The 17256-nt window shown below is 61.7% G+C and carries 17 protein-coding genes; 12 read left to right on the top strand and 5 right to left on the bottom strand.

From position 1 onward, the window contains the following. Window positions 1-74: 74 nt before the first annotated feature. Entirely contained in the window at window positions 75-578 is a 504-nt protein-coding gene (locus ATN38_RS09555) for a PASTA domain-containing protein (RefSeq protein WP_054827219.1), read from the bottom strand. Between the two features lie 209 nt (window positions 579-787). On the opposite strand from ATN38_RS09555, the gene ATN38_RS09550 reads away from it, so the two are divergent. The 5 genes from ATN38_RS09550 to ATN38_RS09530 all read left to right on the top strand — a co-directional run bounded on the left by ATN38_RS09550 (window position 788) and on the right by ATN38_RS09530 (window position 5848). Further along, window positions 788-1414: a type 1 glutamine amidotransferase gene (locus ATN38_RS09550; RefSeq protein WP_007730853.1), complete on the top strand. Its 627-nt coding sequence runs from the start codon at window positions 788-790 to the stop codon at window positions 1412-1414. Window positions 1415-1533: 119 nt separating this feature from the next. Then, a complete protein-coding gene (locus ATN38_RS09545) occupies window positions 1534-2703 on the top strand; it encodes a DUF4185 domain-containing protein (protein ID WP_064074987.1) in 1170 nt (389 codons plus the stop codon). Between the two features lie 22 nt (window positions 2704-2725). After that, window positions 2726-3988, top strand: coding sequence for a response regulator transcription factor family protein (locus ATN38_RS09540; RefSeq protein WP_218747863.1), 1263 nt, complete (start codon window positions 2726-2728; stop codon window positions 3986-3988). Window positions 3989-4136: 148 nt separating this feature from the next. Continuing rightward, window positions 4137-5225, top strand: coding sequence for an S-(hydroxymethyl)mycothiol dehydrogenase (locus ATN38_RS09535; RefSeq protein ID WP_007730860.1), 1089 nt, complete (start codon window positions 4137-4139; stop codon window positions 5223-5225). After that, window positions 5222-5848: an MBL fold metallo-hydrolase gene (locus tag ATN38_RS09530; protein WP_218747862.1), complete on the top strand. Its 627-nt coding sequence runs from the start codon at window positions 5222-5224 to the stop codon at window positions 5846-5848. The genes ATN38_RS09535 and ATN38_RS09530 overlap by 4 nt, the downstream gene beginning before the upstream one ends. Window positions 5849-5897: 49 nt before the next feature. Here the strand turns inward: ATN38_RS09530 and ATN38_RS09525 are convergent, their stop codons facing one another. Next, the gene (locus ATN38_RS09525; RefSeq protein ID WP_065351519.1) at window positions 5898-6872 is read right to left on the bottom strand and encodes a phosphotransferase enzyme family protein; all 975 of its coding nucleotides are present in this window, start codon (window positions 6870-6872) and stop codon (window positions 5898-5900) included. 82 nt (window positions 6873-6954) lie between these two features. Next, the gene (locus tag ATN38_RS09520; protein ID WP_007730865.1) at window positions 6955-7446 is read right to left on the bottom strand and encodes an Lrp/AsnC family transcriptional regulator; all 492 of its coding nucleotides are present in this window, start codon (window positions 7444-7446) and stop codon (window positions 6955-6957) included. A 137-nt stretch (window positions 7447-7583) separates the two neighbouring features. Between ATN38_RS09520 and kynB the strand changes: the two genes are divergently transcribed. Genes kynB through ATN38_RS09505 form a run of 3 tightly spaced genes read left to right on the top strand, consistent with a single transcriptional unit; the run spans window position 7584 to window position 11048 of the window. Then, window positions 7584-8300, top strand: coding sequence for an arylformamidase (gene kynB, locus ATN38_RS09515; RefSeq protein WP_054187492.1), 717 nt, complete (start codon window positions 7584-7586; stop codon window positions 8298-8300). Beyond that, window positions 8297-9562, top strand: coding sequence for a kynureninase (kynU, locus tag ATN38_RS09510; RefSeq protein ID WP_030536021.1), 1266 nt, complete (start codon window positions 8297-8299; stop codon window positions 9560-9562). The genes kynB and kynU overlap by 4 nt, the downstream gene beginning before the upstream one ends. A 52-nt stretch (window positions 9563-9614) precedes the next feature. Then, complete coding sequence (locus tag ATN38_RS09505) at window positions 9615-11048, top strand: amino acid permease (protein ID WP_030536020.1); 1434 nt, start codon at window positions 9615-9617, stop codon at window positions 11046-11048. A 13-nt stretch (window positions 11049-11061) separates the two neighbouring features. Here ATN38_RS09505 and ATN38_RS09500 read toward each other — a convergent pair whose 3' ends face one another. Next, entirely contained in the window at window positions 11062-11748 is a 687-nt protein-coding gene (locus ATN38_RS09500) for a dienelactone hydrolase family protein (protein WP_030536019.1), read from the bottom strand. Between the two features lie 56 nt (window positions 11749-11804). Here ATN38_RS09500 and ATN38_RS09495 point away from each other — a divergent pair, with 56 nt between their 5' ends. The 4 genes from ATN38_RS09495 to ATN38_RS09480 all read left to right on the top strand — a co-directional run bounded on the left by ATN38_RS09495 (window position 11805) and on the right by ATN38_RS09480 (window position 16269). Next, window positions 11805-12749 carry a D-cysteine desulfhydrase family protein gene (locus ATN38_RS09495; RefSeq protein ID WP_218747861.1) on the top strand — a complete coding sequence of 315 codons (945 nt, stop codon included), beginning with the start codon at window positions 11805-11807 and terminating at the stop codon, window positions 12747-12749. Beyond that, window positions 12746-13603, top strand: a complete 858-nt coding sequence (locus tag ATN38_RS09490; RefSeq protein WP_218747860.1) for an AraC family transcriptional regulator — start codon at window positions 12746-12748, stop codon at window positions 13601-13603. Before ATN38_RS09495 ends, ATN38_RS09490 begins: the two co-directional genes overlap by 4 nt. A gap of 94 nt (window positions 13604-13697) precedes the next feature. Further along, a complete protein-coding gene (locus ATN38_RS09485) occupies window positions 13698-14681 on the top strand; it encodes an ABC transporter substrate-binding protein (protein WP_218747859.1) in 984 nt (327 codons plus the stop codon). Between the two features lie 421 nt (window positions 14682-15102). Beyond that, window positions 15103-16269 (top strand): alkane 1-monooxygenase, encoded by a 1167-nt coding sequence (locus ATN38_RS09480; RefSeq protein WP_218747858.1) that lies wholly within the window; start codon window positions 15103-15105, stop codon window positions 16267-16269. A 38-nt stretch (window positions 16270-16307) separates the two neighbouring features. On the opposite strand, the gene ATN38_RS09475 is transcribed toward ATN38_RS09480, so the two are convergent. Continuing rightward, entirely contained in the window at window positions 16308-17255 is a 948-nt protein-coding gene (locus tag ATN38_RS09475) for a nuclear transport factor 2 family protein (protein WP_217017951.1), read from the bottom strand. Window position 17256: the final 1 nt, after the last annotated feature.

Genomic DNA, 17256 nt, shown 5'->3' with positions numbered 1-17256 from the left:
GTGAAGGAGATCGGAGGTGGTTGTCAAGTAAGGCGCAGCGTTCCCGGAATTGCGAAGTTCGAGAACTCAGCCGATCAGCAGGGGTTCGGTTCGCCGATCTTCACGGCCGAGAGCACGGCTTCGATTTCCCCGAAAGGACTTCCGGCAGAGGGTGTCTGATCGACGACAATCCAGTTGGAATCGACCAGTTGGCGTCGACCCGCGCCGGTTGCGTCAGCACTTCTGGAGAAGAAGACTCCGGCCGACTGAATGGTGTCCTGCGCGTCTTGAAGATTCATGCACACGACGTTGGGCATGATCGCGGGAGCTGCAGCGGGCGTCACTTCCGCGGCGACTGGGGTCGTGGCCAGTGGAGAATTCGTCGTACCGATCACCGAGGTGGTCAATGGAGCCCGAGTCGTCGTGGGTTGAGTTGTCGAGGTTGCAGTGGTGGTCGCGGTGGATGTTGATTCGGCCTCGCTGTCGGTGCTTGTTCCTGAGCACGCGGCAAGTGACGCCAAGGCGAATGCGCTGAGTCCGATGCGAACGGCAGTTGAGGGCGGGCGAATCGATGTCGAAAAGAGGTGTGGTGCGCGCACAGACGTTCCTTGTCGGTAAAGGGGCGATGAAAGCGGAGATTCGAGCGCAGAGCACATCCGACGCCGTCGATGTGCCTTATGTCGAATAGAACCATAGGCTTTCGGCACCGGATTCGAGAGGAATTGCCTACATGCATTTTCTGGAACTACGACACGCGCAGTGTGAACCCCCAGCGGCGTATTCGCCTGTCCTGGAGAGCTACGGAGACGTGCAGACTGTTCTTCTGGGCACCGACCCGCTTCCGGCACATCGACGGTTCGACGCCGTGATCGTGATGGGCGGGCCGATGGGCGTCGGCGATCAGGGCGAGGTCGAGTGGTTGGCATCCGAGATCGAATACATTCGCGATCTGGTCGAGAGCGACGTCCCGGTGTGGGGAGTGTGTCTGGGTTCGCAGTTGCTCGCCGCGGCGCTGGGTGCTCGCGTCTACACGGGCGCTGTGCCTGAAGTCGGAGTTGAGGAGATCACCTTGACTGTCGAGGGCCGGCAAGATCCCGTGTGGGGAGATCTGCCCTCCACATTTCCTGCAATGCAATGGCATTCGGATACCTTCGACATTCCGAACGGCGCGGTGCGGCTCGCTGGTTCAGCCAAGTATCCGAATCAACTCTTCCGATACAAGCAGAGTTACGCCGTTCAGTTTCACCTCGAAGCGTCCTCCGCGGTGGCGCGCGAGTGGATGGAACTGGCCGAGTACCGCGATTCGCTGCATGCTTCGCTGGGAGCGGACGGTCCGCGCATCTTCATGCAGCAGTTGAGTGCAGCCGAGTCGCAGGGGCTCGAGATTGCCGCAGCCGTGATGGAGAAATGGTTGAAATCCATCTCCACCGAATAAGCCCGTTTTGTCCTGATTGACCGATTTACCTGTTACCTTGTGTTCTCGTGGGTGGATGAACCGATCCGGTCGAGCAACACACCTCGTAGAGTCCGGATCTCCCCCGCGAAAGGGGAGCGATGCGCCGGATGCGGAAGATATCGACAGCAGCAGTGACGTGTGTACTCGCGTCGACCGCGGTCTTGGGGGCGACCCAGGCCAATGCATCCCCGTGGGATTGCAATGTCACCGGGAGCTTGGATCAATCAGGTGGGCCGACCAATCCGATTCCCTGGCTCAACGGCACGGATGGCAAACTGCCGGAATTGCAAGGCCGCACCTCGGCGGTCGAGTACATCACGGGCGCGCTGAGCCCCAACCAAACCGTCGAGCGGTTCAACGTTCTCGGCACGGATCTGGGCATCATGTGGGACAACGGCGCAGGTCAGGTCCTGACAGCTTTCGGTGACACCGTCGGTATCGGATCTGACCCTCTGTGCTCCGGGGTGGTCGGCGACTGGCGCAGCAACGTCCTGTTCCGTAGCTCGGACGGAAATCTGTCCGACGGCATGAACATCGACTCCTCACCGACCGACCGACCGAATCACTCGCGCGAGATCATCGGAAGTCTGAAAGTCACCGGCGTCGAAACCAGCAGTATTCCGACGACGGGTATCTCCGTGGGCGGCGTTCAGTACGTCAACTACATGTCGATACGTTCGTGGGGAGGGTCGGGCGAGTGGGTCACCAACTTCTCGCAGATCGCGTCCTCGCACGACAACGGTGAGACCTGGCAGATCGAACCGGCCTCGTCCCGGCCCAATCTGCCGTTGACAGGTAACGACAACTTCCAGATGGGGTCCTTCGTCAAAGACGGTGGTTACGTCTACAACTTCGGCACCCCCGCCGGACGCTTTGGCGAGGGGCGTCTCTCGCGAGTCAAGGAAGCCTCCATCGCGGACGTCGCGGCGTACGAATACTGGGACGGAAAGGCATGGGTCCCCAACAATCCCGCTGCCGCGGCGGTAGTTCTCGACGGGGATGTCAGCGAACTGTCGGTGCAGTACAACAACTATCTCGGCAAGTTCGTCGCGATGTACTCCAACGAGTGGGGAGCGTTGGTGCTGCGGACGGCGTCGGACCTGACCGGCCCGTGGAGCGCACCGGACGTCGTGATCGGCACCGACGAGGTTCCGGGACTCTACGGCGCGTACATGCACCCCTGGTCGCAGGGGCAGGACCTCTACTTTCTCGCCACCACGTGGTCCGACTACAACGTGATGCTCATGAAGACCACGCTGCACCAGTGAACCGGATGGTTATCGTTGAACAGTGAGCACCACCGACAATGCGCTACTGATCACCGCCCTTCGAGACGTGTTGGTGGGACCACTTCCCGAAATCGGCCGACGATTTTCGACGCTGATCGCGGACATGGCGCCGCACACCTCTCTGGTGATCTTCACCCGTGAGTGCACCGGTAGGCCGCGCAAGGTTGCCGGGGATCCAGCTGTCGTCGATCGTGTGACCATCGCCGAACTCGACCGTATCCGTACGGAACTCACTGTCGGACAGATATTTCGGGGAAAGTGCGCTATCGCCGGCCGAGACCGTGAAGTGCTCGCGATGCTCGATCGAACAGACACCCTACTCGTGCTGACGCCGCACCCCGGACCGGTGAAGGCGGCATCCCTCGAATTGATCCAGGCACTGTTCGCGGTGACTGCAACCGGAATTCAGCTCCAGGTGCGGAACGCGAGTCCGGCATATCTCGCCGAGTCGCGGGCAGCGTCGTCCGAGCGTGCACGCACCGTGGCAGAGATGACGGAGGTGCATGCGGCCACCCTCGAGACGATGCTGGCGACGCTGCGCTCGGCGGATCTCGACGACACGCGTGCTCGAACCTCGGCCAGGGAGACTGCGGCTTCGGCCCTGATCGGCCTGCGTTCGGCCGTCGACGTGCACCGCGAGTTGGCCGAAGAGTCGACCACCACCGCTTTTGCGCGGATGCGTGGGGAATTGCGTTCGCTGCTCAAGCATCGGGAAATCGCGTTGGAGTTGGTGGAGCCACCCGTCGACGGGCGTGGGGTACCCGGTGAAGTGGCGCACGGCGCCCGCGCGGTCGTCCGCGGCGCGGTCTTGGCCTTGTCGGATCAGCAGACGCTCTCGCGAATCCGGGTGGCCTGGACCCTCGACGCGGCTTCGCTCTCGATCGACATCCGCGACGACGGTGGTGGTGAAGCCGACGTGATCGACGTGGAACGCCAATTACGTTCGAGGGTAGAGACTTTGGGTGGAACCGTCGAATCCGAGTCGACGCCCGGGTGGGGGAACCGGATCAGCGCAACCATCCCGCTCGACGCGCCCGTCGCCCTACCGAACCGCGACGTCCTGACGGAACTGGCTCCGCGGGAGTTCGAGGTACTCGAGCATCTGGTGGCCGGACGGCGCAACAAGGCAATCTCGGAGCGACTCGGCGTCAGTGAGAGCACAGTCAAGTTTCATGTTGCCGGGGTCCTGCGAAAATTGGGCGTCGAGAGTCGGGGTGCGGCGGCCGCCGCGGGCGCGGAGGCCGGCGTGAAGCCTGCACCCTAGTCCTTTCGGCCAGGTCGGTCAGTCAGTTCGACCAGGGTTGCGGGCACCTGCTTCGGGCTAACCTTTCAACGAGTGCACATATCGCAATGTGAAAACACGGCGCCATGTGACGACACGTCCTCAATCGCACGAAGCCAGGAGCAAAGCCATGCCACAGCAGGTACGCGGCGTCATCGCCCGATCCAAGGGTGCCCCCGTCGAAATCGTCCCCATCACGATTCCCGATCCCGGCGCCAACGAGGTAGTGGTCGCCATTGCAGCGTGCGGTGTGTGCCACACCGACCTGACCTACCGCGACGGCGGAATCAACGACGAGTACCCGTTCCTGCTCGGGCACGAGGCGTCGGGCATCGTCGAGAGCGTCGGCCCCGGTGTCACTCACGTCGAGGTGGGCGACTTCGTCGTCCTCAACTGGCGTGCAGTATGCGGGCAGTGTCGTGCGTGTAAGCGTGGCCGCCCGCAGTACTGCTTCGACACCTTCAACGCCGAGCAGAAGATGACGCTCGAAGACGGCACCGAACTGACGCCGGCACTCGGCATCGGCGCATTCGCAGACAAGACGCTCGTTCACGAAGGCCAGTGCACCAAGGTCGACGCCTCGGCCGATCCGGCTGTCGTCGGACTGCTCGGTTGCGGCGTCATGGCCGGCATGGGTGCCGCGATGAACACCGGCAACGTCGGACGCGGTGATTCGGTGGCTGTGATCGGGTGTGGCGGCGTCGGCGACGCAGCGATCATGGGTTCACGCCTGGCCGGTGCCAATACCATCATCGCCATCGACCGGGATCCACGAAAGCTGGAGTGGGCCACGGAACTTGGTGCCACGCACACGATCAATGCCACCGAGGTCGACGACGTCGTCGAAGCAGTCCAGGAGCTGACCGGAGGTTTCGGCGCCGACGTGGTTGTCGACGCAGTCGGCCGTCCCGAGACCTGGAAGCAGGCGTTCTACGCCCGCGACCTCGCGGGAACCGTAGTGCTGGTGGGAGTTCCGACGCCGGACATGAAGCTGGAAATGCCGCTGGTGGACTTCTTCTCGCGCGGCGGAGCCCTCAAGTCGTCGTGGTACGGCGATTGCCTGCCCGAGCGTGACTTCCCCGTTCTGGTCGACCTGTACCAGCAGGGGCGTCTGCCGCTCGAGAAGTTCGTCAGCGAGCGCATCAAGCTCGACGAGGTCGAGAAGGCATTCGAGACGATGCACCGCGGCGAGGTCCTTCGTTCGGTGGTGGTCCTGTGACATTGCGAGTCGATCGCGTCGTCACCTCGGGTACGTTCAGCCTCGACGGCGGAACATGGTACGTCGACAACAACATCTGGCTGATCGGTGACGACAACGAAGTGGTGATCGTCGACGCAGCTCACACCGCGCAGCCGATCATCGACGCTGTCGGTGGACGCAAGGTGATCGGAATCGTCTGCACCCACGGCCACAACGACCACGTCACCGTTGCGCCGGAGCTGGCCGAGAAACTCGACGCTCCGATCTACCTGAACCCGGCCGACGATGTCCTCTGGGAGATGACTCACCCCGGGGTGAAGCATCTGAGCTTGGAAGATGATCAGCGTATTGCTGTGGCGGGTACGGACATTCTGGCCATCCACACACCGGGCCATTCCCCGGGGTCGACCTGCCTCTACCTGCCCGAGGCGGGGGAACTGTTCAGCGGCGACACCTTGTTCTCCGGTGGACCCGGCGCAACGGGGCGGTCGTACTCAGACTTCCCGACCATCATTGGGTCCATTCGCGACAAGCTGTTCGCGCTCCCCTCCGAGACCAAGGTTCACACCGGTCACGGCGACGGCACGACGATCGGTACCGAGGCGCCGCATCTCGAAGAATGGATCCGCGCCGGATCCTGATGTGATCGGAAGCGAAGTGGGGACGCCGGTACCGGCGTCCCCACTTTTGTCACAACGCTGATGCCCAACCGGCGGTGTCGTTCTCACCCGGGATTGCCATCAGGCCGTGCCACAGTTCGAGGATCTCGAACCATTCTGTCTCGGATCGGCTGAGGGGACGGACGGATTCGTAGCCGGCGCGCAGGCTCTGCCGTACCGCGATCGGTGTCGGTCGCCAATCGGTGAACAGGGTGCCCAGATAGACGCTTGCCTTGGCCAGGTCGCTCACCCGGTGGTCGATCACCACGTCGTCGAAGTCGAGTACTCCGGTGGTCCGAGAGTTTCGAGTCAAGATGTTGGCTGCACGGAAGTCGTTGTGTACCAGTTGAGTTTGGTCATCGAGCTCGGACGCACGCGCCAGGAGGCCCACGAGCCTACGCGTTGCCTCAGGCGCGAACCCGCGGTCGAAATTCTCGAGCCAACCACCGATGCGCTCCTTCAACCCGGTGCTGCGCGACGAGAAAACCGATCCGTCGACATGGGTGGCGCCGAGCGTTCGGTGTATTTCTGCCAGACATGCTCCTGCCGAACGGACCGCCACGCGGTCCTGCACGTCCAACCAATCTCCCGCCAACTCCGGCAGTACGGTGAATGACACTGCGCACGAAGGCCCTTCCAGTGTTTCCCGGTCCAGCAGTGTTTCCCGGTCCAATCCGTTCAGGGACGTGATTGGTGACGGAACGGGCACGCCCTGCGCGGCGAGTGCGCTCAGCAGGCGCGTCGACGCCTCCAGGTTCGCGAAGCGCTCTGTGTCGCGCGACCACTTCACCACCAGCCCACCTCGGTCGCTCGCAACCCACACAATCGCGTTCTGGTCACTGATCGCCATTCGCGAGCACTCGAGGGCCGTCAATCCCCAAGTCTGCTCGAGTACCGCCGAGACCCAATGGGTGGCTGCGCCGAAGCTGTTGAATCCGAATCGCTGCTTCAGAGCGGCTTCCGACTCCACCGACTCCCAGAGCATGGACAACCCGAGTGGCAACATGCCGTTCGACTCTAGTGGGGGAAGTTCGAATCGAGGTGTCGATCTCGGAAGCACCCGAAGACGCCTTGGCGACAGCTGCAGTTCAGCCGCCTTGACTCAGTTCGCTGAAGATCAGGTTGGTCTGGGTATTGGCGATGGCCGGATCGTTGAGGTGCGCGCTGACGAAATCGCGAAGCCGAGTGGGGGATTCACACGACACGTGTACCAGGAGATCACGGTCCCCACTCATCAGGAACACTCGCTGAACGGAATCCAATCCGCTCAGGTGCTCGGCAATTTCCGTCATCCGGCTCCTGGCGTGGGAGTGAATCAGAATCGACACCATCGCCGAGATCTCGAGGCCGAGTAGCTCGAGGTCTATGTCTGCGTGAAACCCCTTGATGACGCCCGATTCGCGTAGCGCACGCATCCGCGCCAGAGCGGTCGACGGCGCTATCCCGACCTTCTCGGCGAGTGCGTTGTTGGGGATGCGTGCATCCCGGACGAGTTCGCGGAGAATCGCTGTATCGACGTCGTCGAGCCGAACATGATTCGGCCGAGCTGCGGCAGCTGCCCGTTCGATCGCATTTATCATCCGATTTCTCCCTGCCGTCGCGAAAATATTCAGCATCTATTGACCGCGCCCGTCGATGATCCTAGCTTTTGCCAAACACATCGAATTATCAAACGGTCGAGATCGACACAGTCGACTGTTGCGACGAAGGGGTCTGGATGTTTCCGAGGATCGGCCGCCACACGGGCGACTGGAGGGCGCGGTTGATCGACATCAGCCCGCCGATCTCCGAATCGACGCCCGTGTGGCCAGGCGATACCGCCTTCACCCGCGCTGTCACGTCCGACCTCGGCGGCAGTGACGCCGTCACCATCAACCGAATCACCACCACTCCGCATATCGGTGCTCACGCCGATGCGCCGGCGCACACTCGCATCGACGGCGCGACCATTGGTTCCGTTCCCCTCGAGCCCTATCTCGGCGAAGCACTGGTGGTCGACATGACGGGGGTCGACGGTGCCGCCTGCATCAGGCCCGTCGAAGAGACGGTGGAGCGACTCGGCGGACATCTGCCGCAACGGCTGATTCTGAGGACGTACCCGAAGTACCCACGCAAGTGGGACAACGACTTCGCCGGTGTATCTCCGGAGCTGACCCACTGGTTCGCCGACCGCGGTGGAGTTCTGATCGGAATCGACGGCGCCTCGTTCGATCCGATGGACAGCAAGACCATGGACGGGCACCACGCGGCAAGCGATCGTAGCGTCGCGATCCTCGAAGGACTTTGCCTCGACGACGTCGACGAAGGCTACTACGAGTTGATCGCACTGCCGCTGAAGTTCCTCGACCTCGATGCCAGCCCGGTACGCGCCGTGCTCCGGACTCTGCCTTCATCACCCTCAACGCCGACACATGCAGGAGAAGAATCGTCATGACATCGACAACCACACTTTCGTTGGAAGACTGCGTCAAGGCCGACGCAGTGGATCCCCTGAGGGAGTTCCGCCGCGAGTTCGCGATTCCGGAGGGCGTTCTCTACTTCGACGGAAACTCGCTCGGCGCGCGTCCCATTGCCGCGCAGGAATGCGCCGCGAGAGTGATCGGCGACGAGTGGGGCAACGGCTTGGTTCGCAGTTGGAACGAGGCTGGATGGTTCGACCTCCCGGTCCGCCTCGGTGACAAACTTGCCCCGTTGCTGGGAGCAGGTGAAGGCGAAGTGGTAGTAACGGATTCGACGTCGATCAACCTGTTCAAGGCATTGGCCTCCGCGCTGTCCATCGCGGCTGCTCAGGATCCCAGCCGGAAGGTGATCGTCTCCGAGCGCGACAATTTCCCCACTGACCTCTACATTGCGGAGGGCATCATCTCGCTGCTCGATCAGGGATACGAACTACGCCTGATCGACCAACCGGGCGACCTCACCGAAGCAGTAGGACCGGACACCGCCGTAGTGATGTTGTCGCACGTCAACTACCGCACCGGAAACCTGTATGCGATGACGGAAGTCACTGCAGCAGTGCAGGAACGTGGCGCCCTCATGATCTGGGATCTCGCACACTCGGCCGGCGCCGTCACTGTCGATCTGAGCGGTGCCGACGCCGACTTCGCGGTGGGGTGTACGTACAAGTACCTCAACGGTGGTCCGGGTTCACCTGCATTCATCTGGGTCAACCGTCGCCATCAGAACACCGGAATCCAGCCGCTGTCCGGGTGGTGGGGGCACGCGCGACCATTTGCGATGGAGTCGGCCTACGAACCCGGCGCAGGAATACGACGGTTTCTGAGTGGTACTCAACCCATCACGTCGTTGTCACTCGTCGAGTGTGGTCTCGACGTCATGCTCAAAGCTGACATGGCCGACATCCGCAGCAAGTCGCTCGCGCTGGCCGATCTCTTCATCAGCCTCGTCGAGGAGCGTTGCGCTGATTACGGTTTGCAGTTGATCACGCCGCGCGAACACGAGAGTCGTGGATCGCACGTGAGTTTTGTTCATCCCGAGGGCTATTCCATCATGAAGGCTCTCATCGCGCGGGGCGTCATCGGCGACTACCGCGAACCAGGAGTGCTGAGGTTCGGTATCACTCCGCTCTATCTCGGATACGCCGACGTGTGGAACGCCGTCGACGTGTTGCGAGACATCCTCGAGAACAAGTCCTGGGATCGCCCCGAATTCCGCGAGCGCGACGCAGTCACCTGATTCTTCCAAGTTTCCGCGGACCGGGAGGTACCGCCTTTCGCAAGGAGCTTTCATGAGTGATTTCAAAAACATTCAGCAGCGAGAATCAGGTCTCAAACGCGAACTCGGCCCCAAGCAGATGAGCATGATCGCGCTCGGCGGTGCAATCGGCACCGGACTCTTCCTCGGCAGTAAGTTCGCCATCGGATTTGCCGGCCCGAGCGTCATCATCAGTTACGCGATCGGCGGGTTGATCGCCCTCCTGCTGATGGGTGCCCTCGCCGAAATGACTGTTGCACATGCGACATCAGGTTCGTTCGGTGCGTACGCAGAGTTCTACGTCGGACCGTTGATCGGCTTCCTCGTTCGCTATCTCTACTGGTCGTGCATCGTCCTCGCGGTCGGTACCGAGGTCACCGCAATCGGTGAATATATGCAGTTCTGGTTCGCCGACGTACCGTCATGGCTGTGGATCGTGTTGTTCTCCGGAGTGCTGATCGGCGTGAACATGTTCAACGTCAAGGCCTTCGGAACGATGGAGTACTGGTTCTCGACGATCAAGGTCTTCGCGATCGTGGCGTTCATCGTGATGGCAGCGTACGTAGTGTTCGGTAGCGGGAACCCGGACTACGGATTTCACAACTACACGGCCGGTGGCGGATTCTTCCCGAATGGTTTGTCCGGCATGTGGTTTGCCGTGATCGTATCGATCTTCAGCTACTTGAGCATCGAGATGATCGCCATTGCAGCCGGTGAGGCGGAAAACCCCGCGGTGGCGGTGAAGAAGGCGTTCCGTGTGACGATCGTCCGACTGTTCGTCTTCTACATCGCAACGCTTGCCCTGATTCTGGCAATCGCTCCGATGGACAAGATATTGAGTGGCGGAAGCCCTTTCGTCACGGTGATGCAGGTTGTGAAGATTCCGGGCGCAGACAGTGTGCTGAACTTCGTGGTGATCATCGCCGCGCTGTCCGCGATGAACAGTCAGCTGTACGTGTCTTCGCGAATGATGTTCTCGCTCTCCCGTGCTGGTGACGCGCCGGCCATTCTCGGCAAGGTCAGGGCCAACGGCTCACCGGTCAATGCCTTGCTGCTGTCGACGTCGGGTATCGCCGTCGCAACCATCGTCTACGTGCTCTTTCCCGAGCAGGCATTCACCTTGATGATCTCGCTGTCGATGTTCGGGGCGATGGCGACGTGGCTGCTGATCTTCGTGACGCACTGGTTCTTTCGCAAGCGGATGGCAAGCGAAGGACGAACCCTCTCGTTCACGATTCCGTTCTTCCCGGTGGGGACGATACTGGGTGGTGTCCTCATGGTCGCGATCCTCGTCACGACATTGTGGGTCGAGGATTTCAAGATGACGCTGGTGTTCGGAGTTCCGTTTGTTGTGGCCGTGATCGGCATCTACTACTTCACTCGATCGCGTCGCGCGCAGAGTCTGGCAATGGATGCCGACCAGATTCAGGACGAGATCACCGGCACGGTGGTCAAGCGGGTGCCCTGACTCACGCTGGCAATCACAGGGTTTCGTTGAAGAACTCCATAGTGCGGGTCCACGCGATGGCAGCAGAGTTCGGGGCGTAGTGGCTGGCCGAAGTGTCGTTGTTGAACGCGTGGCCGGCGTCGGCATAGCGGTACACCCGGGCGAGATCGGACGCGGTTGCGCGCAATTGCTCGACGCTCTCCGGCGGGATACTGGGATCGAGGTCGCCGTAGTGACCGAGCCACGGGACCTGCAGTTGCGCTGCAAGTTCGGTGCCTGCGGCAATCCCATCCCATCGGGCTTCTGCAACGCCGCTACCGTAGTACGTGACAGCGGAATCGACGAGGGGTACGGCGGCACACCACAGGGATGCGGTGCCGCCCATGCAGAATCCGAGGGAGCCGACTTTGTCTGCTCCCTCGGATCGGCTGTAGTCGACGGCGGCACGTACGTCGTGGCCGATGCTTGTGCCGTCGAGTGCCATGAGCGCATCCTTCGCGGACGGGAAGTCGGTGAAGGAGGTCTGTGCGCCGCGGTGGTAGAGATGCGGGGCGACGGCAAGGTAGCCGGCATCGGCGAGACGCTCGAGGATGCTCTCGATGTGCTTGTTCACGCCCCACGCTTCTTGGAGAACCACCACCGCATGCTTCGGTTCTCCTGGCGAATCCGGTCGGCTGACGGTCAGCGGCACGTCGTGTGTGGTCGTCGTGAAAGTTCCCATATCCAGACTGTAGGCGAGCCCAGACTGTAGACGGACCGTCGAACTAGACTCGTCAAATGTTGAGTTCCGCCGTTCCGCCGATCAGCCTGGGCAGTTGGCCGACGCCCGTCGAACCTGTGGCGCGTTGCGCGCAGGCACTCGGATTGGGGCCGGAAGATCTGTGGATCAAACGTGACGACGTCACCGGCCTGGGCGGTGGCGGCAACAAGATCCGAAAGCTGCAGTACACCTGCGCTCAGGCTTTGGCCGTCGGCGCGACGACTCTGATCACTACCGGTGCACCGCAAAGCAATCACGCTCGCTTGACTGCGTCGGCAGCAGCCCGTTTGGGATTGCGTTGTGTGCTGGTGCTCGGTGGTGCCGAGCCGGAATCCGCGCAGGGAAATCTCGTTCTGGATGCACTCGCAGGCGCTGAGATCGTCTGGGCCGGTGGGGACACGGCATCCGCGCTCGACGCCGCGGCGCAGGCCGTCGCTGACTCGGGCGGAGTTCCTTTTGTCATTCCCTTCGGTGGTACCAGCGCGGTGGCTGCGCAGGGATATGTGGACTGCGCACGCGAGATCGAGCAGCAACTCTCCGGCGTCGATCGCGTCGTGGTTGCTCTCGGATCGGGTGGAACGATGGCAGGCCTTGTCGCGCATCTGGGCGTCGACAGAGTTGTGGGCGTCGACGTCGGGGCTGTTGCCGACCCGGTGTCGACTGTCGCTGGGTTGTTGGACGAGATGCCTGGTCCGACCGCGCGAGCCGCAGATCTTCAGATCCTGCGAAACCAAGTTGGACAAGGATATTCGACGCTCACGGAAGCATCAGCCGGCGCGATCCGATGTTTGGCTCGTACTGAGGGCATCTTCCTCGACCCGACGTACACCGGCCGAGCCTTTGCGGGATTGATCCAACTCGTGAAGGACAAAGCCATCACGGCGGGATCAAAAACGGTCTTCCTGCACACCGGTGGGTTGCCTGGCCTGTTCGGACATCCCGAACTGTCGACGCTGCGGTGAGCGAGCAGATCGACTACCCGCTCAGCAGTCCGCTCGACGAACTGTCCGAGTGGCAACGCGTAGTGCGACCGCTGCGCGTCAGTGCCGACGGGTATCTGCGTTTGGCGACCAATCGGCTGTCAGTCGACTCCGACTACACGTGGGAGATGCACCGCCACAGCGATCACGAATTGCTGTGGGCGATCGACGGTGTTCTCGAGGTCCGTACTCCGGAGACTGTGTACACGGTGCCGAGCGGGGTCAGTCTGTGGATCCCGTCCTATGTTCCCCACGAGGTGACGGCGCGTAGCGGCACAGAATTGTCGTGCACGTGGTTGGTGGCATCCGATGTGACCGGGTTGGATCGTGTGGTGGCCTTGTCCACCCCTCCGCTGCTCGAACAAGTACTCGATCACCTCACCCGAGACGACTTGACGGACGCGGCGCGTCGGCGAGCCGAGGCGTTTGCCATCGACCTCGTCGAACCTGTTCCGCGACTGATTTTCGATGTACCGCTGCCGACGACGCCGTGGCTTCGGCAGATCGCAGACCAGTTGGTTGCCAGCCCGGCCGACACCCGATCGGTCGAGGAGTGGGCCGCCGACGCAAAAGTCAGCACGAGGACTCTCACACGAAGGTTTCCGGCCGAGACCGGATTGACCTTCTCGGAATGGCGTATGCGATTGCGGGCTCATCACGCGATGCAACTTCTGGCACTCGGTCGAAGCATCTCGTTTGTGGCGCGGAAGACGGGTTTTCGTTCCGAAAGCGCGTTCGGTGCGGCTTTTCGTCGAACGATGGGCGTGACACCGGGGGAGTTTGCAAGCCTGATCGATCATCCGCGCGCGCCAATGACCGATTGGCTACAGGACTAGTCCGAACAGCGACTCTAAGCGCCTCGATCGGACTTGTGCCGTGCCGCAGAATGAACTTAGGGTTGGCTAAACAATCACCCTGTAGGAGTTCTGCGTGCGCGCAATTCGATCATTTTCTTTCGGTTCCAGAGTCATCGCAGCGGCGGCGGTTGCCGTCGTAGGTGCGATGGTGGTGAGCGGCTGTTCCTCGTCGTCGGCCGATTCCGAGCAGACGGACGTCCGGACCGTCGCGTCGGCGTACGGGGACATCGAGGTTCCGGTTTCACCTGAGCGCGTCGTCGCCGCGTCGTACGACACTCCTTGGCAGCTCATGTCTCTCGGAGTGAAACCGGCTGCTGTGCAGGACTACGGCAAGTGGATCAGTGAATTCACGCCGGAGCAGCAGGCCTTCGTCGACGGGCTCCCGACCATCGGGCCTTTCGGGGAAATGAACTTCGAAGCGATCGCTGCGGCAGATCCCGACATCATTGTCGGCGATGCCGACGAGGTGGACCAAGCGGCGTTCGACCGTCTGTCCGGCATTGCCCCCACTGTCATCGTCAAGGGGGAGAGCAGAGGCGACTGGAAAAAGATCACCACCGAGCTTGCTGAGGCAATTGGTAAGACCGACGTGCTCGAGTCGACGCGGACTGCTTACGAAGAGAATCTCGAACGTGTCCGTGGCGAGTACGCCGACGTGATCGCGACCAACAAGTGGATTCACATTTCACTCGGAGACGCACCCGGCGCTTTCTCGGTTCAGCAGCCCACCGGTGCGATCGGCAATTTGGTCGTCAACGAACTCGGATTGGCGTACGGGCCCGGTGTTCCGACCAATTACACCGATGCCGGATACGCGTCCTATCCGATGGAGCAGTTGGCCGACATCCTGAACGGTGTGACGGTCGTGCTGTATCCGCTGAACGCGGACGGGTCGACCAGTGCGGCGGTTCAGGCGGTCCTCGACGACAACCTCTTCACGAGGCTGCCGGCGGCGCAGGCCGGGCACGTCTTCGGATTGCAGTCGAGCGTCACAGACTTCGTGACCGCGAACGGTTGGCTGAACGAAGTGAAAACGAAGGTGTTTGCAACGCTCTGACGCTTGCTCACCTTATTCACTGCGTGCCCGCAACTGACCAGTTGAGGGCGCGCAGTCTTTTCGGTTGCCACTACGAGCGGAAATCCTGTCCTCTGCTTATGATTTCTGTCACTGCCGGTTACCGTTACTTCGACGAGGGCGACGCGGTTCGACCTTGCCTTGGCAGGGATCATCGATCCTCGGCGACGTGCGGAGGTGGTCGCCATCCCCGCAGATCCGTGGGGTATTTTGTCCGTATCTACTGTCGGGGTGAGCAGTGATGTGCGGGGGAGTTTTTGGTGAGTACAAGCGCTCGTGCCGTCTTTCGAGCAGGGCGCTCTGGATTTCGGGACCATACCCGTCCGGACATTAGTTCTGGTTTGCTGAGCGTGAACGGTGCGTGGGGCGAATCGTTCGAGGGGACGAAAGGCGAGATCGGCGAATGACAGCGACTTCCGACGCACGGCGTACCGAATCGAACGCTGTCCAGAACACCGACTCGCCGTCCGGCGCAAATCCGCGCTGGCGCGACCGCAAGAGGTACCTGTGGCCGCTCGGATTGCTGATTCCACTCAGCCCGTTCCTCTCCTGGATTCTCGTCGACAACCTTCGTCTCGGATTGTTCTGGGCGACCGGCGCGTGGCTACTGGTCATCGTCATCCCGATCATCGACATGCTGGCCGGTGAAGACGGCGAAAGTCCGCCGGACGATGCGATCCCACGACTGCAGAAAGACCGCTACTACCGCTGGTGCACTTACGCGTTCCTCCCCTTGCAATACGCCGGTCTGGTCTTCGCCTGCTGGTGCTGGATCAACGCTCCGATGGGAATCGCGGAGAAGATCGCGATGTCGTTCACGGTGGGCGTCGTCGCCGGCGTCGGTATCAACGCGGCTCACGAGCTCGGTCACAAGAGCGAGAAGATCGAACAGTGGCTCGCGAAAGTGGCGCTTGCGCAATCTCTCTACGGGCACTTCTACGTGGAACATAATTTTGGCCACCATGTGCGTGTAGCGACTCCGCAGGACCCGGCCAGCTCGCGGTTCGGTGAGAGCTTCTGGAGGTTCTTGCCGCGAAGTGTGTTCGGCGGCCTGCGTTCTGCCTGGCGGATCGAGAGCGCTCGACTCCAGCGGAAAGGCAAACGAACCTGGAGTTTTGAAAACAACGTCCTCAATGCCTGGGCGATGAGCGTTGTCCTTTTCGCGGCGCTGATCGGCATCTTCGGTTGGGAGGTCGCACCCTGGCTTCTGCTGCAGGCAGTTGCCGGATTCACCTTCCTCGAAGCCGCGAACTACCTCGAGCATTACGGCCTGCTGCGTGGCAAGCGCGCTGACGGCTCGTATGTACGCTGCAGCCCCGCTGACAGTTGGAACAGCGATCACGTCGTGAGCAATCTGTTTCTCTACCAACTGCAGCGGCACAGCGATCACCACGCCAACCCGAAGCTGCGGTACCAAAGTCTGCGTAGCGCGGCCGAAGCGCCGCAACTTCCGGCCGGCTACGCAGTGATGATCGTGATCGCGTGGATTCCACCGCTGTGGCGCCGGGTGATGGATCAGAGATTGTTGGACTACTACGACGGCGACACAGAACGAATCAACGTCGGCTGATCACGTAGCCGTCCGCTGAACTGTTCGGAGTTGTCGTCTCAGCGACCGTCATCCCACACGGTGTTACCGCTTGCGGTCGTCGACGGGTAGTCCTGGACGGCGTCCCAATGCTCGACGATTTTGCCGTTCTCGTCGAATCGGAAGATGTCCATCGAGCCGCTGCCGGCCGTCCCCTCACCGGACGAAGCGAAGGTGTGAACGAAGACGAAGTCGCCCTCGGCTACCGTCCGTGGAAACTTGGTGGCCTTGTCTCCGGTAACGGGTTCGATCCCGGCCAGTGCGGTGACAAATGCGTCCTTGCCGTCAGCGAACGAGGGGTTGTGCTGGGAGTAGGTCGGACCGACCAGCTGGTCGGCAGCCTCGGCGGCTTTGCCTTCGTTGAAGGCGAGCTGCAGGAACGTCAACGCGTTGGCCGTGTTGCGCTCCAAGACTTCTGACGACTTGGACGGCGACGAGGTGGGTCCGTCGAACATCGTGTTCGGATTCGCGGACGTTTCCGGCACGTCTTGAATGGCATCCCAGTGTTCGACGATCTTGCCGTTGTCGACGCGGAAGATGTCGAACACGGCCTGGCCGCGGTCGCCGGGTGCAGACGTGGTGTGAGACTGGAGGGCAACCAGATCGCCCTCGGCGAAAACGCGAGTGATCTCGGCGTGCAATCCGGGTGTGGCCTCGACGTAACCGCCTATGCCGCTGACAAATCCGGCTGCCCCGTCGGCGGCAGTGGGGTTGTGTTGGATGTAGACGTCGCCAAGGTACCGGTCGGCGGCTTGCTGTACCTGACGGCCGTTGAACGCCAGTTCGTAGAAGTCCGTGACGACGGTCTTGTTGGATTCGAGTTGATCGCCCTGTTCGGCAACAACGCTCGTGGACGTCGTAGAACTGCTGGGCGTTGCGGATTCCGCGTCGTTGGAGCACGCGGTGAGCAGGAGAGCGGCGGCAGCGGGAACAGTGATCCAGGCTGCGCGCCTACGGAGGTTGCTCATA

The organism is Rhodococcus sp. FH8 (assembly GCF_019266085.1).
In the GTDB taxonomy this organism is placed as follows: domain Bacteria; phylum Actinomycetota; class Actinomycetes; order Mycobacteriales; family Mycobacteriaceae; genus Rhodococcus_F; species Rhodococcus_F qingshengii.
This window is presented reverse-complemented; position numbering and strand designations above follow the sequence as displayed.

Bases quoted from the DNA above. Each gene is read 5' to 3' on its own strand.
- ATN38_RS09545 (WP_064074987.1), top strand. From the start codon at position 1,534: ATGCGCCGGATGCGGAAGATATCGACAGCAGCAGTGACGTGTGTACTC.
- ATN38_RS09535 (WP_007730860.1), top strand. From the start codon at position 4,137: ATGCCACAGCAGGTACGCGGCGTCATCGCCCGATCCAAGGGTGCCCCC.
- ATN38_RS09525 (WP_065351519.1), bottom strand. From the start codon at position 6,872: ATGTTGCCACTCGGGTTGTCCATGCTCTGGGAGTCGGTGGAGTCGGAA.
- ATN38_RS09520 (WP_007730865.1), bottom strand. From the start codon at position 7,446: ATGATAAATGCGATCGAACGGGCAGCTGCCGCAGCTCGGCCGAATCAT.
- kynB (WP_054187492.1), top strand. From the start codon at position 7,584: ATGTTTCCGAGGATCGGCCGCCACACGGGCGACTGGAGGGCGCGGTTG.
- kynU (WP_030536021.1), top strand. From the start codon at position 8,297: ATGACATCGACAACCACACTTTCGTTGGAAGACTGCGTCAAGGCCGAC.
- ATN38_RS09505 (WP_030536020.1), top strand. From the start codon at position 9,615: ATGAGTGATTTCAAAAACATTCAGCAGCGAGAATCAGGTCTCAAACGC.
- ATN38_RS09500 (WP_030536019.1), bottom strand. From the start codon at position 11,748: ATGGGAACTTTCACGACGACCACACACGACGTGCCGCTGACCGTCAGC.
- ATN38_RS09495 (WP_218747861.1), top strand. From the start codon at position 11,805: ATGTTGAGTTCCGCCGTTCCGCCGATCAGCCTGGGCAGTTGGCCGACG.
- ATN38_RS09480 (WP_218747858.1), top strand. From the start codon at position 15,103: ATGACAGCGACTTCCGACGCACGGCGTACCGAATCGAACGCTGTCCAG.
- ATN38_RS09475 (WP_217017951.1), bottom strand. From the start codon at position 17,255: ATGAGCAACCTCCGTAGGCGCGCAGCCTGGATCACTGTTCCCGCTGCC.